Annotated in this window: 19 protein-coding genes and 2 tRNA genes; 18 read left to right on the forward strand and 3 right to left on the reverse strand. The window is 69.0% G+C overall.

Going from position 1 to position 22,855, the window contains the following annotated elements; translation table 11 throughout:
* The first annotated feature begins 64 nt into the window (after positions 1 to 64).
* Together AQJ46_RS10660 and AQJ46_RS10665 are read left to right on the forward strand one after the other, a co-directional pair.
* Positions 65 to 1,246: a PP2C family protein-serine/threonine phosphatase gene (locus AQJ46_RS10660; RefSeq protein ID WP_057615980.1), complete on the forward strand. Its 1,182-nt coding sequence runs from the start codon at positions 65 to 67 to the stop codon at positions 1,244 to 1,246.
* A gap of 51 nt (positions 1,247 to 1,297) precedes the next feature.
* A complete protein-coding gene (locus AQJ46_RS10665) occupies positions 1,298 to 1,756 on the forward strand; it encodes an HD domain-containing protein (protein WP_059205339.1) in 459 nt (152 codons plus the stop codon).
* Here the strand turns inward: AQJ46_RS10665 and AQJ46_RS10670 are convergent.
* Positions 1,753 to 2,871: an acyltransferase family protein gene (locus tag AQJ46_RS10670; RefSeq protein WP_059205340.1), complete on the reverse strand. Its 1,119-nt coding sequence runs from the start codon at positions 2,869 to 2,871 to the stop codon at positions 1,753 to 1,755. The genes AQJ46_RS10665 and AQJ46_RS10670 overlap by 4 nt on opposite strands.
* A 375-nt stretch (positions 2,872 to 3,246) precedes the next feature.
* Here AQJ46_RS10670 and AQJ46_RS10675 point away from each other — a divergent pair, with 375 nt between their 5' ends.
* The gene (locus tag AQJ46_RS10675) at positions 3,247 to 3,441 is read left to right on the forward strand and encodes a hypothetical protein (protein WP_020136157.1); all 195 of its coding nucleotides are present in this window, start codon (positions 3,247 to 3,249) and stop codon (positions 3,439 to 3,441) included.
* 191 nt (positions 3,442 to 3,632) lie between these two features.
* Positions 3,633 to 4,085: a DUF7144 family membrane protein gene (locus tag AQJ46_RS10680; protein ID WP_225887294.1), complete on the forward strand. Its 453-nt coding sequence runs from the start codon at positions 3,633 to 3,635 to the stop codon at positions 4,083 to 4,085.
* Between the two features lie 59 nt (positions 4,086 to 4,144).
* Here AQJ46_RS10680 and AQJ46_RS10685 read toward each other — a convergent pair.
* Positions 4,145 to 4,218: transfer RNA gene (locus AQJ46_RS10685), tRNA-Gly, on the reverse strand.
* A 968-nt stretch (positions 4,219 to 5,186) separates the two neighbouring features.
* Between AQJ46_RS10685 and AQJ46_RS10690 the strand changes: the two genes are divergently transcribed.
* The 5 genes from AQJ46_RS10690 to clpX all read left to right on the forward strand — a co-directional run bounded on the left by AQJ46_RS10690 (position 5,187) and on the right by clpX (position 9,923).
* Positions 5,187 to 5,263, forward strand: a tRNA-Pro gene (locus AQJ46_RS10690).
* Positions 5,264 to 5,458: 195 nt separating this feature from the next.
* Positions 5,459 to 6,859 carry a trigger factor gene (tig, locus tag AQJ46_RS10695; protein ID WP_059205341.1) on the forward strand — a complete coding sequence of 467 codons (1,401 nt, stop codon included), beginning with the start codon at positions 5,459 to 5,461 and terminating at the stop codon, positions 6,857 to 6,859.
* Positions 6,860 to 7,137: 278 nt separating this feature from the next.
* A complete protein-coding gene (locus AQJ46_RS10700; RefSeq protein ID WP_059205342.1) occupies positions 7,138 to 7,746 on the forward strand; it encodes an ATP-dependent Clp protease proteolytic subunit in 609 nt (202 codons plus the stop codon).
* A gap of 49 nt (positions 7,747 to 7,795) precedes the next feature.
* Positions 7,796 to 8,476 carry an ATP-dependent Clp protease proteolytic subunit gene (locus AQJ46_RS10705; RefSeq protein WP_020136160.1) on the forward strand — a complete coding sequence of 227 codons (681 nt, stop codon included), beginning with the start codon at positions 7,796 to 7,798 and terminating at the stop codon, positions 8,474 to 8,476.
* Positions 8,477 to 8,636: 160 nt separating this feature from the next.
* Positions 8,637 to 9,923 (forward strand): ATP-dependent Clp protease ATP-binding subunit ClpX, encoded by a 1,287-nt coding sequence (clpX, locus tag AQJ46_RS10710; RefSeq protein WP_007382022.1) that lies wholly within the window; start codon positions 8,637 to 8,639, stop codon positions 9,921 to 9,923.
* 73 nt (positions 9,924 to 9,996) lie between these two features.
* Here clpX and AQJ46_RS10715 read toward each other — a convergent pair whose 3' ends face one another.
* Positions 9,997 to 10,995: a hypothetical protein gene (locus AQJ46_RS10715; RefSeq protein ID WP_059205343.1), complete on the reverse strand. Its 999-nt coding sequence runs from the start codon at positions 10,993 to 10,995 to the stop codon at positions 9,997 to 9,999.
* A 136-nt stretch (positions 10,996 to 11,131) separates the two neighbouring features.
* Here AQJ46_RS10715 and AQJ46_RS10720 point away from each other — a divergent pair, with 136 nt between their 5' ends.
* From AQJ46_RS10720 to rodA, 9 genes are all read left to right on the forward strand, one after another.
* Positions 11,132 to 13,756 carry a valine--tRNA ligase gene (locus tag AQJ46_RS10720; protein WP_059205344.1) on the forward strand — a complete coding sequence of 875 codons (2,625 nt, stop codon included), beginning with the start codon at positions 11,132 to 11,134 and terminating at the stop codon, positions 13,754 to 13,756.
* 105 nt (positions 13,757 to 13,861) lie between these two features.
* Positions 13,862 to 15,346 (forward strand): bifunctional tetrahydrofolate synthase/dihydrofolate synthase, encoded by a 1,485-nt coding sequence (folC, locus tag AQJ46_RS10725; protein ID WP_059205345.1) that lies wholly within the window; start codon positions 13,862 to 13,864, stop codon positions 15,344 to 15,346.
* 9 nt (positions 15,347 to 15,355) lie between these two features.
* Complete coding sequence (locus tag AQJ46_RS10730; RefSeq protein ID WP_059205346.1) at positions 15,356 to 15,712, forward strand: DUF4233 domain-containing protein; 357 nt, start codon at positions 15,356 to 15,358, stop codon at positions 15,710 to 15,712.
* 64 nt (positions 15,713 to 15,776) lie between these two features.
* A complete protein-coding gene (gene ndk, locus AQJ46_RS10735) occupies positions 15,777 to 16,190 on the forward strand; it encodes a nucleoside-diphosphate kinase (RefSeq protein ID WP_059205347.1) in 414 nt (137 codons plus the stop codon).
* A 309-nt stretch (positions 16,191 to 16,499) separates the two neighbouring features.
* Positions 16,500 to 17,519 (forward strand): rod shape-determining protein, encoded by a 1,020-nt coding sequence (locus tag AQJ46_RS10740; RefSeq protein ID WP_004931372.1) that lies wholly within the window; start codon positions 16,500 to 16,502, stop codon positions 17,517 to 17,519.
* Positions 17,520 to 17,634: 115 nt separating this feature from the next.
* Positions 17,635 to 18,582 (forward strand): rod shape-determining protein MreC, encoded by a 948-nt coding sequence (gene mreC / locus AQJ46_RS10745; RefSeq protein WP_057615963.1) that lies wholly within the window; start codon positions 17,635 to 17,637, stop codon positions 18,580 to 18,582.
* An 11-nt stretch (positions 18,583 to 18,593) separates the two neighbouring features.
* Entirely contained in the window at positions 18,594 to 19,271 is a 678-nt protein-coding gene (gene mreD, locus AQJ46_RS10750; RefSeq protein ID WP_057615961.1) for a rod shape-determining protein MreD, read from the forward strand.
* A gap of 131 nt (positions 19,272 to 19,402) precedes the next feature.
* Positions 19,403 to 21,652: a penicillin-binding protein 2 gene (gene mrdA, locus AQJ46_RS10755; protein ID WP_059205348.1), complete on the forward strand. Its 2,250-nt coding sequence runs from the start codon at positions 19,403 to 19,405 to the stop codon at positions 21,650 to 21,652.
* Positions 21,649 to 22,848, forward strand: coding sequence for a rod shape-determining protein RodA (gene rodA, locus AQJ46_RS10760; protein WP_059205349.1), 1,200 nt, complete (start codon positions 21,649 to 21,651; stop codon positions 22,846 to 22,848). The genes mrdA and rodA overlap by 4 nt, the downstream gene beginning before the upstream one ends.
* Positions 22,849 to 22,855 lie beyond the last annotated feature (7 nt).

A 22,855-nucleotide genomic window follows, 5' to 3' on the forward strand; every position in this document is an offset into this window, starting at 1 on the left:
GCACGGGGGACAAGTCGTACCTCCTGTGCCAAGCAGGGGGTTCGACGGATAAGGTCCCGAACTAATGGCAGCAGGACGAGAGCGGCGCGCGGAAGCCGAGACGTTCACGGCCCGGTTGAGGATGCAGTGGCACCGGGTCCGCGTCGGCCTGCGCAGAAGTGCCGTGGACTACTTCCGCGGCGACGGCTCGGACTGGGTCGCGCTGGCCGGTCTGCTCCTGACCGTCCCGGTGATCGCGGCCATTACTTTGATGAACTCGGTGTGGTGCTCACCGGCCGCACTGGTCCTGCCGATCGTCGCCGGCGGACTGCTGCTGCGCCCGGCGAGCCTGCTCGGCCTGTACGCGGCGGCGGCGACGGCCCTGATCGTGGAGTCGGTGCAGCTGGGGCCGTACACCGAGGGGCCGTCCCGGGTCACCCCGGGCGTGGTCCTGGTCGTGGCCGCCTGCGGCTTCTTCGGCCTGCTGATCGCCCAGTTCCGCAGCCGGGTCGGTGTGCCCTGGCGGCGCGGCGGCACCATGCTGTTCGACCTGCGCGAACGCATCCGGGTGCAGAGCAAGCTGCCGCTGCTGCCGCAGGGCTGGCACCGGGAGATGGCACTGCGTCCCGCGGGCGGGCAGTCGTTCTCCGGTGACTTCGTCGTCGCGGCCCGTACCAACGGCGGCCGGACGATGGAGGTCGTCCTGACGGATGTCTCCGGGAAGGGCATGGACGCGGGCTCGCGTGCCCTGCTGCTGTCGGGAGCGTTCGGCGGCCTGCTGGGTTCACTGCCCCCGCACGCCTTCCTGCCCGCCGCGAACGGCTATCTGCTCCGCCAGGACTGGGACGAGGGCTTCGCGACCTCGATCCACCTGGTCCTGGACCTCGACTCCGGCGACTACGAGCTCTACTCGGCCGGCCATCCGCCGGGGCTGCAGCTCAGCGCGGGCAGCGGCCGGTGGGAGGAGAAGGCCGCGGAGGGCCCGCTCCTCGGGGTCTACGACGGCGCCCAGTTCGACCCGGTGAAGGGTTCGCTCCGGCCCGGTGACGTGTTGATGCTCTTCACCGACGGTCTGGTCGAGACGTCCGACCGGGACATAGTGGAGGGCATCGACCGCCTGACGGGCGAGGCCGACCGTTATGTGGCGGGCGGCTTCCACGGTGCCGCCTGGCACCTGATCGAGGCGGTCGCGAAGGACGTCAACGACGACCGCGCGCTGCTGCTGATCTGCCGGGAAGGCCCTACAGCCCAGTCCGGGCCGCGCTGACCAGGACTCCGGGGTGGGGACACGGCCGGAGCCGTGGACGACACTGGAGGCATGACCGACGAGTTGACCCTGGCCGAAGTCGAGGCCCTCGCCCGCGCCGCGCACGAGGGCCAGACCGACAAGGCGGGTCGGCCCTACGCCGAACACCTGCGGGCCGTCGCCGAGGGCGTACGCACGCGGGGCGGCGACGACGAACAGATCGCGGCGGCCTGGCTGCACGACTCCGTCGAGGACGACGCGCTCTCCGCACAGTGGCTCGACCAGGCCGCGCTGAGCCGCCGTACGAAGGACATCGTGCTCGCGGTCACCAAGCGGGCCGGGGAGCCGCCCGAGGCGTACGCCCGGCGCATCCTGGAGACGCCGGGCGCGCTGCTGGTGAAGGAGGCCGACCTGGCGCACAACGCGGACCCGGCGCGCCTGGCGGTCCTGGACGAGGTGACGCGGAAACGACTGACCGAGAAGTACGCGGGGATGCGCGCGCTTCTCGGCCTGAGCCGGGGGTCTGACTAGGCGTCGACCTTCTCGCGAGGAGCCGTCGTCCGCTCGCGAACCCGGGCCACGTCGACGGCGTCCTTCTTGAACGCCCAGTTCATGTCGGGCTCCATCGCGAACCGGAAGACCCGGCGCACCGGCGAGGTGCACAGCAGGGTGACGGCGATCGCGGCCAGGGCGCTCACGAACAGCTCGCCGAGCGGCCGGTGCAGCCAGGCGTGGTCGAACCAGCCCGCGAAACCCGCGCCCTTGATCAGGAAACCGTGCAGCAGATAGCCGTACAGCGTGCCCGCGCCGAGCGCGGTGAACCACATCCGCCGGCCCGGCACCCAGGCGAAGAAACAGGCCGTCAGCAGCAGCGAACTGCCGAACATGGCCAGCACCATGACCGGTCCCGTCCACCAGGGCGCGCCCATCTCCTGGACGGCGTTGCGGTGGTAGAACCACTCGGTGTCCATCCGCGGCACCGCCCACCAGCCGACGGTGAGGGCGGCCGCGAACACCGGCACCGCCGCGATCCGCATCGAGCGGCGCCGCACCATCCGGAAGTGCTCGGGCTTCATGACCAGGCCGAGGACGAAGTACGGCAGGAACTGCAGTACCCGCTGGAGATCCAGGTCGTCACCGATGTCCGGGGTCACGGACGCCAGCATCGCGATGCCGAGCGCGAGTGGCAGCGGCCACCGCACCAGTTTCCAGATCGGCGTGGTCAGCCGCCAGATGAACAGCGCCACCAGGAACCAGGTCAGGAACCACGGGTCCAGGAGGCTGATGGCCATGCCCGGATCGTGGTCGGCGTAGCGCTTGAAGAGGGAGTACGCCGTCTCGAAGAGGACGTACGGCACGGCGACGCCGGTGATCAGCCGCCGCAGCCGGTCCGGGCGCATGTCGAAACTGCGGGAGAAGAAGCCGGAGATGACGATGAACGCCGGCATGTGGAACGAGTACACGACCGTGTACACGCCCTCCAGGATCCGGCTGTCGCCCTTGAGCGGCTCCCAGGAGTGCGCGACGGCCACCAGGACGATCGCCAGGTACTTGGCGTTGTCGAAGAAGGAGTCGCGCTGCTTGGCGGGTGGCGGGTCCTGCGGCGAGCGCGGACGGGGGACTGCGTCGGCGGCGGCTGGAAACATCTGAGGCACCCTAGCCTCGGCTGTGTGGTGCGGTAAAACCGGTCGTCTCGTGGCCGGTTGTTCACTTCTGAGCCGACTTCAACAGGCCTGCATTGTCAGCATTCATCCATCCGAAATGCCGCATAACGACGGTCCTCGCACGTCTGTGTCGACCATTCGAATTCCCTGCGAAGGGGATGTGCGGACGCGGTGGGTGAATGTGGGGGAGCACCGAAAGGAACCGGCCAGGAGGTGCGGAGCGTGTATCGGCATGGCCAAACGTTGCCTCACCGGCCGCATATGCGGGCCGCGTTGGTGGCACGATGGTTCTGGCGGGGGTCGCGGGGTCGCGTCCCCGGGCCGGGAGAGCGGGACCGACCGAGGGTGTGATGAGTTGTGGCCATTTCGCTGTCAGTGGTGCTGCTGTTGGGGATCATCCTGGTGGTGTTGATGCGGGGAGGATCCATCAAGGCCGGCCCTGCCATAGTCGCGGTGCTCTTCGGCTTCTTCCTCGCCTCGACCGGGATGGCCGACGACATCCAACGCTTCCTGGACTCGATAGCGGACACCATCAACTCGATCCAGTTCTAGCCCGGACGACCGAGCGACCGGACGAACACGACAAGACCTCCGGCCCGATCCCCTCGGGGGACCGGGCCGGAGGTCTTCGTGCGGGAGGAGTCCACGTCCCGCCCCATGGCGGGTTGCAGTCGCGGCGCGGAAGGATCGCGGTGATCCTGTCAGTGGAACGCGACCGGCGTCGCCGCGGGCGTGGTGCGTCGGTGACCGTGCTGTCCAGGAAGGTGGCGGCCAGGGCAGCGACGCCGAGCGAGACGCGGCGATACGGGGGGCCGAGCAGCAGCGAAGGACTCAGCGGCCCGTCCCTGTTCGCCGGGGCCGCGCTGATGCTCAGCGGGCCGCTCAGCATCCTCATGGGTGCATCCGGCATCGCGGACGACAGCCTGTTCGCCGCCTCCAGGTACTCCTATCGGTTCGACCTGACCGCTGGGGGCTGGATTCACCTTGTGGTCGGACTGGCGCTCGTCATCGCCGGCCTGGGCGTCGTGACGAACAAGAGCTGGGGGCGCGGGGTCGGCGTGGCGGCGGGCATCAGCCTGATCACCCAGTTCATGTTCGTTCCGTACTACCCCGTGTGGGCCATCCCCGTGATGACCCTTGACCTCTTGATCATCTTTGCGCTGACGAGGTTCCATGTCGCAACCGACGGTCGGTGACACAGGAAACGATCAGGGCCAGGCGGAGGATTGATCCTCTGACCTGGCCCTGAGTCATATGGAGCGGGCGACGGGAATCGAACCCGCGTAGCTAGTTTGGAAGACTAGGGCTCTACCATTGAGCTACGCCCGCACAGCGCGCGCCGCGGTCCGGTGACCGACGGCACGAAGGCATCGTACCGGGTCGTCACCCCTGGTCGCACACCCCTTCCTTCCTGCCCCGACCGCGCGCGTCACGGACGGGGCGCACGGAGGCGCGTAGGGGCGCTGCCGCGGACGTCACGCGCCGCCGGCGACCGGGTCGCCGGGTCCGGACGCCGGTGCCGGGAAGCCGTGTCCGTCGAACGCCCTGAGCGTCCTCGCGCCGGGCCACGCGCGGGCGGTCCCGATCCCGCCGACGCCCGCCCGCGCGGAACGGCCACCACCGCGATGAGCTGCGGACCACCACGGTCCGCGCCATCCGGATCCACCGACGACGCCCTCTGCCTACGTTCCCCAGCCCAAGCGGGTCTACGGCCATTTCGCGATGCCGGTGCCGGCCGGTGGCCGTCTCCCGGGCCGCGTGGACCCGGCCCGGGAGGGGAGCACGCTGGTGGCCAGGCAGGTCACGCTGGACGGCCCGAAGGCGGTCCCGGCGGTGGCCCGGTCGGCGCCTCGCGCATCCTGCGCAGCCTGCGGTCGGAGCTTGAGCAGGCCCAGCCGCGACGCGCCGCTCGCGAGGCCTGACAACCGCTCCCACTCGGCTGCCGCGGGCGGGATGGGCTGTGGGAGGCGCGGCCCCCCGTGCGTGTCCGTTCGCGTCGATGCCCCGCGTGTCCTGGGCGGGGCCTGTGCCGTACGCGAGTGGCCGCCACGACGTCGGACCGGCCGCGCGGCGCGACACCACGTGGGCGCCGGCGCTCGCCGTGCGTGCCCGTTTGCTTCGACGCGCGGTGCGTTTGGGTGGGCTCCGTGTCGAAGTGCGGGTGGGCGCTTCGTGACGGCGCGGCCGGGCTGCTCCAGGCGCCCCGGAGGAGGCGCGCGGATCGTGGTTCAGCCTGCCGCTCGCGAAATGCGGCAACCCCGCTGCCTGCGGGCATGTAGCCTACGTGTCGCACCAGACGGGGTGTGGCGCAGCTTGGTAGCGCGTCCGCTTTGGGAGCGGAAGGCCGTGGGTTCAAATCCCGCCACCCCGACCACCTGCGCGATCACCTCGCGCGGCCGTACACAGTGATCGCCTTTGGGGCGTGTCGCCGCTGCCGTTACTATGCAAGCTGCACGCCCGTGTGCCTCATCCTCTGGATCTCCACTGGAAGTCCTCCGGGCGGCGAATCCGCCGGAGCCGCTCTGGCTCCGGCAGAAACCAAGAAGTCAGCCCCCAAGGAGACCGAACCGTGAAGAGCGCCGTGGAGACCCTGAACCCGACTCGGGTTCGGCTCAGCATCGAGGTGCCCTTCGAGGAGCTCAAGGACAGCCTCGACGCGGCGTACAAGAAGATCAACCAGCAGGTCACGGTGAAGGGCTTCCGGAAGGGCAAGATCCCGGCGCGCGTCATCGACCAGCGGTTCGGCCGCGGTGCGGTGCTGGAGGAGGCCGTCAACGACGCGCTTCCGAAGTTCTACACCGAGGCGGTCAACGAGGCCGAGATCGACGTCCTCGGCCAGCCCGAGGTCGACATCACCGAGCTGAAGGACGGCGAGACGCTGAACTTCACCGCCGAGGTCGACGTCCGCCCGGCCATCGAGATCCCGGACTACTCCGGCATCGAGGTCGAGGTCGACGCGGTCGAGGTCAGCGACGAGGACGTCGACAAGGCCGTCACCGAGCTGCGTGAGCGCTTCGCCTCGACCTCCCCGGTCGAGCGCGCCGCCGAGGACGGCGACGTCATCACCATCGACCTGGAGGCCAAGGTCGAGGGCGAGGTGCTGGAGGACGGCGTCGCGAGCGGCGTCTCCTACACCATCGGCTCCGGTGAGCTGCTGGACGGCATCGACGACGCCGTGAAGGGCCTGGAGGCCGGTGGCGAGGCCACCTTCACCTCCGAGCTCAAGGGCGGCTCCGCGGCCGGCAAGGAGGCCGAGGTCACCGTCAAGGTCACCCAGGTCGCCGCCCGCGAACTGCCCGAGCTGGACGACGAGTTCGCGCAGCTCGCCTCCGAGTTCGACACCCTCGACGAGCTCAGGGCGGACAGCCGCAAGCGCCTCGAGAACATGAAGCAGTACGACCAGGCCACCCAGGCCCAGGAGCGCGTCCTGGAGAAGCTCCTGGAGCTCGTCGAGGTGCCCGTCCCCGAGAAGCTGCTCGAGGACGAGATCAACACCCGCAAGCACAACCTGGAGCACCACCAGCTCGGCCAGATGGGCCTCGACCTCGAGAAGTACCTCGAGATCCAGGGCAAGTCGGCCGAGGAGTTCGACACCGAGACCAAGGACGCCGCGGTCAAGGGCATCAAGACCCAGTTCGTGCTGGACGAGCTCGTCAAGCGCGAGAAGCTGAACGTCAACCAGGAGGAGCTCACCGAGCACCTCATGCGCCGCGCCGCCTCCTCCGGCATGTCCCCCGACCAGTTCGCCCAGGCGGTCGTCGAGGGCGGTCAGGTTCCGCTCCTCGTCGGCGAGGTCGCCCGCGGCAAGGCCCTGGCCGTCGTGGTCGAGGCCGCCACGGTCAAGGACACCAACGGCGAGGTCGTCGACCTGGACGACGACGAGGACGAGACGGCCGCGGCCCCTGCCGAAGACGCCTCGGCCGCCTCCGAGGACACCCCGGCCGAGGCCGAGGAGAAGACCGAGGGCTGAGCCCACGGCACCTTGCAGGTCGTAGGACGGGCCCCCGGGGACTTGTGTTCCCCGGGGGCCCGTCCCGTCGTACGGGACGGGCCCGCGGCCCCGGGGGCGCTACGCCCCCGGCGAACACCCCGCTTACCGGGATTCTCCGAAGGGACCAGCGCGTTAGGGTCCATAACTACGAGGGCAGGGAAGTCCCCGACTGCCCCAGCCCCGCAGGGAACACGCAGGGAAACGTGAGACGGCCCGGCGCCGTCGTAAGACGAGCAGGTGGATACGTGACGAATCTGATGCCCTCCGCCGCCGGCGAGCCTTCCATCGGTGGTGGCCTCGGCGACCAGGTCTACAACCGGCTGCTCAACGAGCGGATCATCTTCCTCGGCCAGCCGGTCGACGACGACATCGCCAACAAGATCACCGCACAGTTGCTGCTCCTTGCCGCTGCGGACCCCGACAAGGACATCAACCTCTACATCAACAGCCCCGGCGGCTCGATCACGGCCGGCATGGCGATCTACGACACCATGCAGTTCATCAAGAACGACGTGATGACGATCGCGATGGGCCTCGCCGCCTCGATGGGCCAGTTCCTGCTCAGCGCGGGCACCCCGGGCAAGCGTTTCGCCCTCCCGAACGCCGAGATCCTGATCCACCAGCCCTCCGCCGGCCTGGCCGGCTCGGCCTCGGACATCAAGATCCACGCCGAGCGGCTGCTGCACACCAAGAAGCGCATGGCCGAGCTCACGGCCCAGCACACGGGTCAGACCGTCGAGCAGGTCACCCGTGACTCGGACCGCGACCGCTGGTTCGACCCCGAGGAGGCCAAGGAGTACGGCCTCATCGACGACGTCATCGCCACGGCTGCCGGTATCCCGGGCGGCGGCGGCACCGGGGCCTGAGCCCCGTAGAGCCCCTCAGCCGACCGCCTAAGCCCCTAGGAGACAGACAGTGAACGACTTCCCCGGCAGCGGCCTCTACGCCCGCACCGAGGCCGAGTACACCGGCCCGCGCGCCGAGTCCCGCTATGTGATCCCCCGCTTCGTCGAGCGCACCTCGCAGGGCATCCGCGAGTACGACCCGTACGCGAAGCTCTTCGAGGAGCGCGTGATCTTCCTCGGCGTGCAGATCGACGACGCCTCCGCCAACGACGTCATGGCGCAGCTGCTGTGCCTGGAGTCGATGGACCCCGACCGGGACATCTCCGTCTACATCAACAGCCCCGGTGGCTCCTTCACCGCGCTGACCGCGATCTACGACACGATGCAGTTCGTGAAGCCGGACATCCAGACGGTCTGCATGGGTCAGGCGGCCTCCGCCGCGGCGATCCTGCTGGCGGCCGGTACGCCCGGCAAGCGCATGGCGCTGCCCAACGCACGCGTGCTGATCCACCAGCCCTACAGCGAGACCGGCCGCGGTCAGGTCTCCGACCTGGAGATCGCCGCCAACGAGATCCTCCGGATGCGCGCGCAGCTGGAAGACCTGCTGGCCAAGCACTCCACCACGCCGATCGAGAAGATCCGCGAGGACATCGAGCGCGACAAGATCCTCACGGCCGACGACGCCCTGGCGTACGGCCTGATCGACCAGATCATCTCCACCCGGAAGATGAACAACGCCGCCGTCCGCTGACGCGGACCCGTAGGATATGCCGCCCCTTGGCACCGTGCACGTCAAAGTGAACCCTGCCAAGGGGGGCCCGAACGGGGGGCCCGGCAAGGTACCGTCGGACATAAGGCAGCACCAGGAGCCGCTGGACCTAGGCGTCTCCCAGGCGAAGGGGAAGCACACCGTGGCACGCATCGGTGACGGCGGCGATCTGCTCAAGTGCTCGTTCTGCGGCAAGAGCCAGAAGCAGGTCAAGAAGCTCATCGCAGGGCCTGGTGTGTACATCTGCGACGAGTGCATCGATCTCTGCAACGAGATCATCGAGGAGGAACTCGCGGAGACGAGCGAGGTGCGCTGGGAGGAACTCCCCAAGCCCCGCGAGATCTACGAGTTCCTGGAGGGCTACGTGGTGGGCCAGGAGTCGGCCAAGAAGGCCCTCTCCGTGGCGGTGTACAACCACTACAAGCGCGTCCAGGCCGGCGAGAACGGCGGCGGCAGCAGCCGTGACGACGCGATCGAGTTGGCGAAGTCCAACATCCTCCTGCTGGGCCCCACGGGCTCCGGCAAGACGCTCCTCGCGCAGACGCTGGCCCGCATGCTGAACGTCCCGTTCGCGATCGCCGACGCCACGGCGCTCACCGAGGCGGGATACGTCGGCGAGGACGTCGAGAACATCCTGCTGAAGCTGATCCAGGCGGCCGACTACGACGTCAAGAAGGCCGAGACCGGGATCATCTACATCGACGAGATCGACAAGGTCGCGCGCAAGAGTGAAAACCCCTCGATCACGCGGGACGTGAGCGGCGAGGGTGTGCAGCAGGCGCTCCTGAAGATCCTCGAGGGCACCACCGCCTCGGTTCCGCCGCAGGGCGGACGCAAGCACCCGCACCAGGAGTTCATCCAGATCGACACGACGAACGTCCTGTTCATCGTGGGCGGTGCCTTCGCGGGCCTGGAGAAGCTCATCGAGTCCCGGGCGGGCGCGAAGGGCATCGGCTTCGGCGCGACGATCCGCTCCAAGCGCGAGCTGGAGGCCAAGGACCAGTTCGAGGACGTCATGCCCGAGGACCTGGTCAAGTTCGGCATGATCCCCGAGTTCATCGGCCGTCTGCCCGTCATCACCTCGGTCCACAACCTCGACCGCGAGGCCCTCCTCCAGATCCTCGTCGAGCCCCGCAACGCGCTCGTCAAGCAGTACCAGCGTCTCTTCGAACTCGACGGCGTGGAGCTGGACTTCGAGCGCGAGGCCCTGGAAGCCATCGCCGACCAGGCCATCCTCCGCCAGACCGGCGCGCGCGGCCTGCGCGCCATCATGGAAGAGGTCCTCCAGGGCGTCATGTACGAGATCCCGTCCCGCAAGGACGTGGCCCGCGTGGTCATCACGGCAGACGTCGTCCACTCCAACGTGAACCCGACCCTGATCCCGAGGGACGCCCGCGGGCGGGGCCCGGGGGAGCAGAAGACGGCGTAGCGACAGCACGCAGAACAGCCGAAGGGGCCCCGGTCAACAGACCGGGGCCCCTTCAGTGTTGAGCGGGCGTACGTCAGGCCTTGACGCGCACGTCGTTGCGGACCTTGGCGGTCAGTTCGGCAGCTTCGTCCATCGAGGTGCTCTGGCCCTTGGCGAGGCTGGCCACGTCGAAAGCCAGCACATAGGTGACCGTGCTGTGGTCGGCCCAGATGCAGAACGGCATCGTCACGGTCTGTCCGGACTCGGTGGTCTGGATTTCCTGGCACTTCATGACGCCGTTCTCAAAGCCGGTGGGCTTGAACTCCTTGGGGCTGCCGACGACCTTGCCGCTGTCGGCGTCCTTCCCGGCGTCCTTCGTGACCCGGCTGAACATCTCATCGACGACCCCCTCCGGGTTGTCGATGGTGCCGTACACACCGGCGAACATCAGGTTCTTGGAGGTGAGACCCGACCCTGCGGTGTAGCCCGCGCTGACGCCCTTGGGGTCCTTGACGCCCCACGACTCCGCGTCGTTGATGTCGTCCTTGGTCAGCCCGCCGATCCCGGAGTCGCTGCCCTTCTTGTACTCCCCGCCGAGGATCGTCGCCGGTGTGGCGAGCTTGTGCGCCCCGTCGTCCGCGATGTCCGAACCGCCGCCGCCGTTGCCGCCCCCGCCGATCACGAGGTACGCCCCCACCGCGATCGCGGCCACGACCGCCACCGCGCCGATGATGATGCCGATCTTCTTGCCGTTGCCGCCGCCCGGCGGCGGGGGCTGCGGGGCGCCGTAGGGGGCCTGGCCGTACGGCGGCTGCTGGCCGTACGGGGCCTGCTGGCCGTAGGGCGCCTGCGGCTGGCCGTACGGCGGGGTCTGCGGCGGCACCCCGCCCTGCTGCGGATAGCCGTAACCCGGCTGCTGCGCGGGCTGCTGGGGCTGGGGTGCCTGCTGGGGGTAGCCGTAGCCGGGCTGGGGCTGGCCCTGCGGAGCCTGCGGCGGCTGGCCGTAGGGGCCCGGCTGGCCGTACGGCCCGGGCTGCTGCGGCTGACCGGGCTGCTGGGGCTGCCCGTACGGGCCCGGCTGGTTGTGACTCATCTCTGGGTTCCCCTCCAGATGCTTATGTGTTCCTGACATCCTGGCTCAGACAGAGGCGGCACACGGCATCGGGGCCCCCACCGTTACAGAGCAAACACGTTTCGGGACACGCCCGCGACACCCCTAAACTGACCCCGTGACCGAGAACGCTCAGCAGCAGCCCACAGCGCCCACCACCGAACTGCCGACCCAGTACACGCCGGCCGAGGTAGAGGGGACGCTGTACGAGCGCTGGGTGGAGAAGGGTTATTTCACCGCCGACGCCAAGAGCGACAAGCCCCCCTACACCATCGTCATCCCGCCGCCGAATGTCACCGGCTCGCTCCACCTGGGCCACGCCTTCCAGCACACGCTCATGGACGCGTTGACGCGCCGCAAGCGCATGCAGGGCTACGAGGCCCTGTGGCTGCCGGGCATGGACCACGCCGGAATCGCCACCCAGAACAAGGTCGAGCAGCAGCTCGCCGAGGAGGGCAAGTCCCGACACGACCTGGGGCGCGAGGAGTTCGTCGAGCGCGTCTGGCAGTGGAAGGAGGAGTACGGCGGCCGGATCCTCGGCCAGATGCGTCGCCTCGGTGACGGCGTCGACTGGAGCCGCGAGCGCTTCACGATGGACGAGGGCCTGTCCAAGGCCGTCCTCACCATCTTCAAGCGGCTCTACGAGGACGAGCTCATCTACCGCGCCGAGCGCATCATCAACTGGTGCCCGCGCTGTCTGACGGCCATCTCCGACATCGAGGTGGAATACCAGGAGGACGCGGGCGAGTTGGTCTCCATCCGCTACGGCGAGGGCGAGGACAGCCTCGTCGTCGCGACCACGCGCGCGGAGACGATGCTCGGTGACACGGCCGTCGCCGTCCACCCGGACGACGAGCGGTACCAGCACCTCATCGGCAAGCAGATCAAGCTCCCGCTCACCGACCGCACGATCCCGGTCGTCGCCGACACCCACGTCGACCCCGCGTTCGGCACGGGCGCGGTCAAGGTGACCCCCGCGCACGACCCGAACGACTTCGAGATCGGCCGCCGTCACGACCTGCCGTCCCTGACGATCATGGACGAGCACGGCATCATCACCGTCCACGGCCCCTTCCTCGGCCTGGACCGCTTCGAGGCCCGCTCGACCGTCGTCGGCGCCCTCAAGGAGCAGGGCCGCATCGTCGCCGAGAAGCGCCCCTACATGCACTCCGTGGGCCACTGCTCGCGCTGCAAGACCACGGTCGAGCCGCGCCTGTCCATGCAGTGGTGGGTCAAGGTCGGCCCGCTCGCCAAGGCCGCCGGTGACGCGGTCCGCGACGGCCGCGTCAAGATCCACCCCGAGGACATGTCGAAGCGCTACTTCGACTGGGTCGACAACATGCACGACTGGTGCATCTCGCGCCAGCTGTGGTGGGGCCACCGCATCCCGATCTGGTACGGCCCGGACGGCGAGGTCGTCTGCGTGGGACCCGACGAGGAGCCGCCCACCGGCGAGGGCTGGACCCAGGATTCCGACGTCCTGGACACCTGGTTCTCCTCCGGCCTGTGGCCGTTCTCCACGCTCGGCTGGCCCGAACAGACCGAGGACCTGCGGAAGTTCTATCCGACCGACGTCCTGCTCACCGGCCACGACATCATCTTCTTCTGGGTCGCCCGGATGATGATGTTCGGCCTCTACGCCATGGACGGCCAAGTCCCCTTCCACACCATCGCGCTGACCGGCCTGGTCCGCGACGAGTTCGGCAAGAAGATGTCGAAGTCGAACCCGAACGCGGTGGACCCGCTGGTCTGGATGGACGCCTACGGCTCCGACGCCGTCCGCTTCACCCTCGCCAACGGCGCCAACCCGGGCGCGGACGTGCCGATCGGCGAGGACTGGGTCAAGGCCTCCCGGAACTTCACCAACAAGATCTGGAACGCCACCCGCTTCGCCCTCATGAACGGCGCCACGGTCGAGGGCCCGCTGCCGGACGCCTCGCAGATGTCGGCGACGGACCGCTGGATCCTGTCCCGCCTCAACACCACGGTCGCCCAGGTCGACGCGTACTACGACGACTACCAGTTCGCCAAGCTCGCCGACGCGCTGTACCACTTCGCGTGGGACGAGGTCTTCGACTGGTACGTCGAGCTGTCGAAGACGACGTTCTTCGCGGGTGGCGAGCAGGCCAGGGTCTCCGGACGGGTCCTCGGTGAGGTCCTCGACGTGACGCTGCGGCTGCTGCACCCGGTCATCCCGTTCGTCACCGACGCCCTGTGGACCACGCTCACCGGCGGCGAGTCCCTCGTCATCGGCGAGTGGCCGGCCGACAGCGGCTTCCGCGACAAGGACGCCGAACTCGAGATCGAGCTGGTCCAGCGGGTCGTCACCGAGGTCCGCCGGTTCCGCAAGGACCAGGGCCTGAAGGACGGCCAGAAGGTCCCCGCCCGTCTGGAGCTCGACGGCACCGCCCTCGCGCCCCACGAGGCCGCCATCCGTCAGCTCCTGCGCCTCCAGCCGGAGGGCGAGGGCTTCGCGGCCACGGCGACCCTCCCGGTCGCGGGCGCCACGGTCGCGCTCGACCTCTCCGGCACGATCGACGTGGCGGCGGAACGCAAGCGCCTCGCGAAGGACCTGGCGGCGGCCGAGAAGGAGAAGGCCCAGGCCAACGCCAAGCTCGGCAACGAAGCCTTCCTCGCGAAGGCCCCGGACAACGTGGTGGACAAGATCCGCGGCCGCCTGGCCAAGGCGGACGAGGACATCGCGAGGATCAAGGTCCAGCTGGACGGTCTTCCGCAAACCTGACCCACCCAGGGGCGCGGGGAACTGCGCGACCAGCCGCATCGTTCCCCGCGCCCGCCAAACAGGACCAGCCACCCCCTTCCTCGGGCGCAGCCCTAAACTGGCCCTGTGAGTGACAGCGACCCCTTCGACGAGATCATCGCGGCCGAGACCGACCGGGACCCGGATCTCGCGGTTATCGAGGCAGGCAGCCGCACCCTGCGCACCCAGGGTGCAGCCCCCAGCGCAGACGTGCCTACCCGCCCCGAAGACCCCGGGACGGACGCCGCCCTGCGCGAGGTCGAGGCGGAGCTCGCCACCCGTTGGGGCGAGACCAAGCTGGAGCCCTCCGTCAGCCGCATCGCCGCGCTGATGGACGTCCTGGGCGAGCCGCAGCGGTCGTACCCCTCGATCCACATCACGGGGACGAACGGCAAGACCTCCACGGCCCGCATGATCGAGGCCCTCCTCGGCGCCTTCGAACTGCGCACGGGCCGGTACACCAGCCCCCACGTCCAGTCGATCACCGAGCGCATCAGCCTGGACGGCGCCCCGATGTCGGCCGAGCGGTTCATCGAGACGTACGAGGACATCAAGCCGTACATCGAGATGGTCGACGCCTCGCAGCAGTACCGGCTGTCCTTCTTCGAGGTGCTGACCGGCATGGCGTACGCCGCCTTCGCGGACGCGCCCGTCGACGTGGCCGTCGTGGAGGTCGGCATGGGCGGCTCCTGGGACGCCACCAACGTCATCGACGGCGATGTCGCCGTGGTCACCCCCATCGACCTGGACCACACCGACCGGCTCGGCGAGACGCACGCGGCGATCGCCGGCGAGAAGGCCGGGATCATCAAGCAGGACGCGACCGTCATCCTGGCCCAGCAGCCGGTCGACGCGGCGCAGGTGCTGCTGAAGAAGGCCGTCGAGGTCGACGCCACCGTCGCGCGCGAGGGCCTGGAGTTCGGGGTCGTCTCGCGGCAGGTCGCCGTGGGCGGCCAGCTGGTCACCCTGCGCGGCCTCGGCGGCGAGTACGAAGAGGTGTACCTCCCGCTGCACGGCCCCTACCAGGCACACAACGCGGCCGTGGCGCTCGCCGCCGTGGAGGCGTTCTTCGGTGTGGGCGCCCAGCGCGCGGACCGCCTCGACATCGACACCGTCCGCAAGGCCTTCGCGGCCGTCTCCTCCCCGGGCCGCCTCGAAGTCGTACGGCGTTCCCCGACCGTCGTCCTGGACGCCGCCCACAACCCGGCGGGCGCCCGCGCCACCGCCGAGGCGGTCGGCGAAGCCTTCGACTTCAGCCGGCTCATCGGCGTGGTGGGCGCGAGCGGCGACAAGAACGTAAGGGGGCTGCTCGAGGCCTTCGAGCCGATCTTCGCCGAGGTCGTGATCACGCAGAACTCCAGTCACCGCGCGATGGACTCCGACGAGCTCGCCGCGATCGCCGTCGAGGTGTTCGGCGAGGAGCGCGTGCAGGTCGAACCGCGGCTGCCGGACGCGCTGGAGGAGGCGATCACGCTGGCCGAGGAGGACGGCGAGTTCGCGGGCGGCGGAGTACTCGTCACCGGGTCGGTCATCACGGTCGGCGAGGCCCGGCTGCTGCTGGGAAGGGGCTGAGTCCCGAGCATGCGTACGCTCTGTGCTTCCACGCTGATCGGCGAGTTGTTCGTCATCGGCTTCGCCGGACTGGTCGCGATGAAGGACCCCGACCTGGCCACCGCCACGGTGTGGACGGTCAGCGGCATCGCCATGTTCCTGTGCCTCGCGCTGTGCGGGGTGGTGACCCGGCCCGGCGGCGTCGCCCTCGGCTGGGCGCTCCAGATCGCCCTGATCGCCTCCGGCTTCGTCATCCCGACCATGTTCTTCATGGGCGCGATCTTCGCGGCACTGTGGTGGGCCTCCGTGCACTACGGCCGGAAGATCGACGAGGCCAAGGCGAGATTCGCCGCCCAGGCCGACTCCCCTGCACCTGACGCTGTGTGACGGGCGCACCGACACGCCCTGTAATCTCGTCCCACCGCACATGTCAGCAGGCAAGGAGCCCCTCGTGAGCCAGCGCACCCTCGTCCTCCTCAAGCCCGACGCCGTCCGTCGTGGCCTGACCGGCGAGATCATCAGCCGTATCGAGCGCAAGGCCGGCTGGCAGATCACCGCGCTGGAGCTGCGCACGCTGGACCAGGACACGCTGGAGCAGCACTACGGCGAGCACAAGGGCAAGCCGTTCTACGAGCCGCTGGTGGAGTTCATGGCCTCCGGTCCGGTCGTCGCGCTGATCGTCGAGGGCGAGCGGGTCATCGAGGGCGTCCGCGCGCTGGCCGGCCCGACCGACCCGATCGCCGCCGCGCCCGGCTCCATCCGGGGGGACTTCGGCGTCATCGTCCGGGAGAACCTCATCCACGCGTCCGACTCGGAGGAGTCCGCCGAGCGCGAGGTGAAGATCTTCTTCCCCGGGCGCGCATAGGTCCCGTGCGTAGGTTTGGTGGCAATTTCTGAGGGCGCGTCAGCTCGCACTCCCGTCTGACCTGGGGCGGCCGTACTTTTTCGGCCGTCCCTCGGCATATGCGTGCCGATCGGGGGAACGAGTGGCCCTTATGGACCGTCTCCACAAGCGAGGCGGTGTTTGATCTGCTGACAATGGCGAAGACCCTCGCGCAGTGTTCGTGCAGGCGCGTCTACGATGGAAGCCTTCACGTCACAGCACCCACTTCGCCGACCTGAAATGCCCTCAAAAGCTCCCGGGAAGGCCAGACGAATCCTGATGGGGAACTCAATGTCGTTCATCGGCCGTGACATGGCTGTCGACCTCGGGACCGCCAACACGCTGGTGTACGTCAGGGGTCGCGGGATCGTACTCAACGAGCCGTCCGTCGTCGCGATCAACACCAACACCGGTGGCATCCTCGCGGTCGGCGCCGAAGCGAAGAAGATGATCGGGCGGACCCCCGGCAACATCGTTGCCGTGCGGCCGCTGAAGGACGGCGTGATCGCCGACTTCGAGATCACCGAGCGGATGCTCCGCTACTTCATCCTGAAGATCCACAAGCGGCGGTATCTCGCGAGGCCGCGCGTCGTCGTGTGTGTCCCCTCGGGCATCACCGGCGTCGAGCGCCGCGCCGTCATCGAGGCGTCGTCCCAGGCCGGCGCCCGCCAGGTGCACATCATCGAAGAGCCCATGGCGGCCGCCATCGGTTCCGGCCTGCCGGTCCACGAGGCCACGGGCAACATGGTGGTGGACATCGGCGGCGGCACCACGGAGGTCGCGGTCATCTCCCTCGGCGGCATCGTCACCGCCCAGTCCATCCGCGTCGCGGGTGACGAGCTGGACAACGCGATCATCCAGCACATCAAGAAGGAGTACTCCCTCCTTCTGGGTGAGCGGACGGCCGAGCAGATCAAGATCACGATCGGTTCGGCGTACGACCTCGACGCTGACGAGCACACCGAAATCCGCGGCCGGGACCTCGTCTCCGGGCTGCCCAAGACCGTCGTCATCTCGGCCGCCGAGGTCCGCAAGGCGATCGAGGAGCCCGTCAACGCGATCGTCGACGCCGTCAAGACGACCCTGGACAAGTGCCCGCCGGAGCTCTCCGGCGACATCATGGACCGCGGCATCGTCCTCACCGGCGGCGGCGCCCTGCTGCGCGGGCTCGACGAGCGGCTGCGCCGGGAGACCGGCATGCCGATCCACATCGCCGAGGACCCGCTCGACAGCGTGGCGCTCGGCTCCGGGAAGTGCGTCGAGGAGTTCGAGGCGCTTCAGCAGGTGCTGGACGCCCAGCCGCGCAGATGACGTAACTCTTCGATTCCGCCGTACGAGATGATCTCCTCTCGTGCGGCGGATCGTTGATATCGAGGCATAAGCTCCCACAAACGCAACTCCAATAAGAAGGGCACGGCCGCCGCACGTGAGGGACACACGAGAGAGCCGGCTGCTCCTGGTGCTGCTGATCGCCGTCGCGTTCGCGCTGATCACGGTCGACATCCGCGGCGGGGAGGACTCACCGGTCGACGGCGCCCGCCAGGGCGCGGCCGCCGTGTTCGGCCCGATCGAGGACAGCGTGTCGACCGCGGTCAATCCGGTCGGCAACGCCGTGTCGGCCGTCCGCGACTCCGGCGAGCGGCACGACCGGCTCGCCGTGCTGGAGAAGGAGAACACGGCCCTCAAGGCGAGACTCGGCAGCGACGACCGCAACTCCAGCCGTCTCAAGCAGCTCGACAAGATGCTGAAGACCGCCGGCGAGGGTCAGTACGGCATCAAGGGCGCCGAGGTCATCGCCATAGGAGCGGCCCAGGGCTTCTCCTGGACGATCACCGTCGACGTCGGCGCCAACGACGGCATCCAGCGCGACATGACGGTCCTCAACGGCGACGGCCTGGTCGGCCGCGTCACCACGGTCGGCCCGAACACCGCCACCGTGCTCCTCGCCAACGACCCCGACTTCACCGTCGGTACCCGCATGGAGGCCACCGACGAACTCGGCTTCGCCTCCGGCCAGGGCGACCGTCCGCTGCGCGTCGAACTCCTCAACGGCAAGGCCGACGTGAAGAAGGGCGACCGTCTGGTCACCTTCGGCTCGCAGGCCGACAAGCCCTTCGTCCCCGGCGTCCCGGTCGGCGTGGTCTCCCGCGTCGACCCCTCCGGCGGCGACCTCACCCGCACCCTCTACGTCACGCCGTACGTCAGCTTCACCAAGCTCGACATCGTCGGCGTCGTCGTCCAGGCCCCGAAGAAGGACCCGCGCGACACGGTGCTCCCCGCCAAACCGAAACCGACGCCCACGCCGACCGTGACGGTCACCGTCACCCCGTCCGCCAATGCGCCGGTCGACGGCGAGATCCAGCAAGAGCAGTAGGAGCTGTAGTCATGCGCGTCAACCGGATCCTGCTGTCCTCCGCCCTGGTCGTGGTCGCCCTGGTCATCCAGGTGAGCGTCCTCGCCCGCCTCCACCTCCCGGGCGCCGTCCCCGACCTGCTGCTCCTCACCGTCCTCGGCCTGGCCCTCGTCTACGGCCATGTCGGCGGCGCCCTCGTCGGCTTCGGCGCCGGTCTCCTCGCCGACCTCGCGCCGCCCGCCGACCACGCGGCCGGCCGCTACGCCCTGGTGCTGTGCGTCATCGGCTACCTCGCCGGCCTCGCCAAACCGGAGAACGGCAGACTCAAGTCGGCCACCGGCCCCATGGTCGTCGTGGTGGCCGCCGCCATCGGCACCACCCTGCTCTACGCCGGTGTCGGCGCCCTCGTCGGCGACACCGCCGCCCGCCATGTCGGCCTCGGCAGCCTGCTGTTCACGGCCGCCCTCTACGACCTGCTGCTCGCCCCCTTCGTCGTCCCCGGCATCATGGCGCTCGCCCGGCGCGCCGAGAACGACCCGCTCGCCGAGACCGGCTCCGCGGCCAACTCGGCGAACATCTCCTCCGGGTGGCTGTCCTCGGGCACCGGTCTGAAGATCGGCGGACAGCGGGGCGGCCTCGGGAGCCTGAAGTCGAAGGCACGGACCCGGACCGCGCGGGTGGGCCGCATCAAGGGGGTCAAGCGGCTGTGAGAGCAGGCGGGTTCAGCACAGGCAACTTCACTCGAACGGGTGCGCCGGGGCGGAACGCGGGTTCACAGGTCCGCCGTTCATCATTCGTACGCGCACACACGTCGGCGCACTGAGAGGGGGCGGACACCGCAGTGACCAACATCCCCGAGACCGGGCGGACCCCACGGGTCCAGATCCGGCTCGTCGTGATCCAGATCCTCGTCCTCTCCCTCCTCGGCACCCTCGGCGGCCGCCTCTGGTACCTCCAGATCCGCGAAGGCGACGCGTACGCCAAGGAAGCCTCCGGAAACCACGTCCAGCAGGTCGTCGACCCCGCGGTGCGCGGCTCGATCCTGGACGCCCGCGGAGTGCCCCTCGCGGACAACGAGACCCGGCTGGTGGTCTCCGCCTCCCGTACCGACCTGCTGAAGATGAAGGACGACGGCAAGGCCGTCCTCGCCAAGCTGGGCAAGGTCCTCGGCATGTCCGCCAAGGACGTCATGCAGAAGGTCCGGCTGTGCGACGCGAAGACGCCCCAGCCCTGTTGGAACGGCTCGCCGTACCAGCCGATCCCCATCACCGACGAGGCCACTCCCAAGCAGGCCCTGCAGATCCGCGAGCGCGCCGAGGACTTCCCCGGCATCACCGCCGAACCCGAGGCCGTGCGCCGCTATGCCGCCCCCGGCAAGTCCAACGCCGCCCAGGTCCTCGGATACCTCTCGCCGGTCACCGACGAGGAGATCACCAAGGCCCAGGACACCGACTCGCCCTACCTGCGCTCCGACCAGGTCGGCCGCTCGGGCCTGGAGCGCCAGTACGACAAGGCACTGCGCGGCAAGGCCGGCGTCACCCGCTACGAGGTCGACAACCTCGGCCGCGTCATCGGCGAGGCCGAGGCCGACGCGGCCCAGCCCGGCGCCAACCTCGTCACCAGCATCGACGCCCGCGTCCAGCGAGTCGCCGAGTACGAACTGCACGAGGCGATGAAGACCGCCCGCAAGCAGTTCGACAAGATCACCGGCGAGAACTACAAGGCCGACTCGGGCGCTGTCGTGGTGATGGAGGCCAAGACCGGCCGGATCGTGGCGATGGCGTCCGCCCCGACCTACGACCCGAACGTCTGGGTCGGCGGAATCTCCGCCAAGGACTACAAGACGCTCACCGGCAAGGGCTCCGACTACCCGCTGCTCAACAGGGCCATACAGGGTCAGTCCGCACCCGGTTCGACGTTCAAGGTCGTCTCCACGGCCGCCGCGGTCGAAGCCGGCTACGAGTGGGACGGCGGCTACCCGTGCACCAGCTCGTACTCGGTGGGCGGCCAGGTCTTCAAGAACTTCGAGGGGGAGAGCTTCGGCCCGATCTCGCTCGGCCGCGCCCTGGAGGTCTCCTGCGACACCGTCTTCTACGGCCTCGCCGACCGGGAGTGGAAGAAGGACGGCGGCATCAACCCCAAGAAGGGCGAGCCGAAGGACTACTTCTACAAGGCCGCCCACCAGTTCGGCCTCGGCAAGGAGACCGGCATCGACCTCCCCAACGAGGTCACCGGCCGCGTCCCCGACCGCCAGTGGAAGGAGTCGTACTGGAAGGCCAACAAGGACTCCTGGTGCAAGACCGGCAAGAAGGACGGCACCTACGTCGAGAAGATCGCGTACGAGAACTGCCTCGAGGGCAACAAGATGCGCGAGGGTGACTCCATCAACTACTCCATCGGTCAGGGCGACACCCTCGTCACCCCGATCCAGGAGGCCAGGATCTACGGGGCGCTCGCCAACGGCGGGACCATATACCAGCCGAGCATCGGCAAGGCGATCATCAGCGCCGACGGCAAGACCGTCCAGGAGATCAAGCCCAAGGCGACCGGGAAGCTTCCGGTCAGCCAGGCCACCCTCAAGGGCATGGACACCGCCCTGGAAGGCGTCGTCACCCGCGGTACGGCCGCCTGGAAGTTCGGCGGCTGGCCGCAGGACAAGATCCCGCTGCACGCCAAGACCGGCACCGCCGAGGTCTACGGCAAGCAGACGACGTCCTGGCTGGCCACGTACTCCAAGGACTACACGGTCGTCATGACGATCGCCCAGGCCGGAACCGGCTCCGGCGCCTCGGGTGAGGCCGTGCGCCACATCTACAACGCCATGTACGGCGTCTCGGCCGACGGCAAGGTCAACAAGAAGAACGCGCTCCTGCCGACCCCGCAGACGAGCCTGCCGAAGATCCAGACCGACGGGACCATCAAGTCCCCGAAGGTCGCCAAGGACCCGGCCAAGGACCAGCGGGTGAGCCAGGAGGGCGCGCCCGAGCCGGACGAGACACAGCAGGCGGCGACCGTGAACACGCCGACCACCGGGAACCGTGACACCCGGAGGCGGCGCCGCAAGAGGGGGAGCCGGAGGATGCTCACATGACCGGGGCGAACAGCTTCCAGGTCTCCGGGTACGGCCCCGCGCGCGCGGGCTGGACCCGGCTGCTGGCCCGCGACTCGCTCGCCCGCCGACTGGACTGGCCGATACTGTTCTCGGCCCTCGCCCTGTCCATGATCGGCTCGATCCTGGTCTTCTCGGCGACCCGCAACCGCACCGAGATCAACCAGGGTGACCCGTACTACTTCCTGATCCGCCACCTCATGAACACCGGCATAGGGTTCGCCCTGATGATCGGCACGGTGTGGGTCGGCCACCGCACCCTGCGCACCGCCGTGCCCCTGCTGTACGGCGCCTCGCTCTTTCTGATCCTGCTGGTCCTCACCCCGCTGGGCTCCACGGTCAACGGCGCCCACTCCTGGATCGTGATCGGCGGCGGCTTCTCGCTCCAGCCCTCGGAGTTCGTGAAGATCACGATCATCCTGGGCATGGCGATGCTGCTCGCGGCCCGGGTCGACGCGGGCGACAAGCCCTACCCCGACCACCGCACCGTGCTCCAGGCCCTGGGCCTCGCCGCCGTACCGATGCTCATCGTGATGCTCATGCCCGACCTCGGGTCGGTCATGGTCATGGTCATCATCGTGCTCGGGCTGCTGCTCGCCTCCGGCGCCTCCAACCGATGGGTCTTCGGGCTGCTCGGTGCGGGCGCGGCCGGCGCGATCGCGGTCTGGCAGCTGCACATCCTGGACGAGTACCAGATCGCCCGCTTCGCCGCCTTCGCCAACCCGAGCCTCGACCCGGCGGGCGTCGGCTACAACACCAACCAGGCGCGGATCGCCATCGGTTCGGGCGGTCTGACGGGCGCGGGCCTGTTCCACGGGTCGCAGACCACCGGCCAGTTCGTGCCGGAGCAGCAGACCGACTTCGTCTTCACCGTCGCCGGCGAGGAACTGGGCTTCGTCGGCGGGGGCCTGATCATCGTCCTGCTCGGGGTCATCCTGTGGCGGGCCTGCCGGATCGCCCGCGAGACCACCGAGCTGTACGGCACGATCGTGGCCGCCGGAATCGTGGCGTGGTTCGCCTTCCAGTCCTTCGAGAACGTCGGCATGACCCTCGGGATCATGCCGGTCACCGGTCTGCCCCTGCCGTTCGTGTCGTACGGAGGATCGTCGATGTTCGCTACGTGGGTCGCGGTGGGGCTGCTGCAGTCGATCAGAGTGCAGCGGCCGATGTCGGCGTAGGCCGGGT

The sequence above is a fragment of the Streptomyces canus genome (assembly GCF_001514145.1).
Lineage (GTDB): Bacteria > Actinomycetota > Actinomycetes > Streptomycetales > Streptomycetaceae > Streptomyces > Streptomyces canus.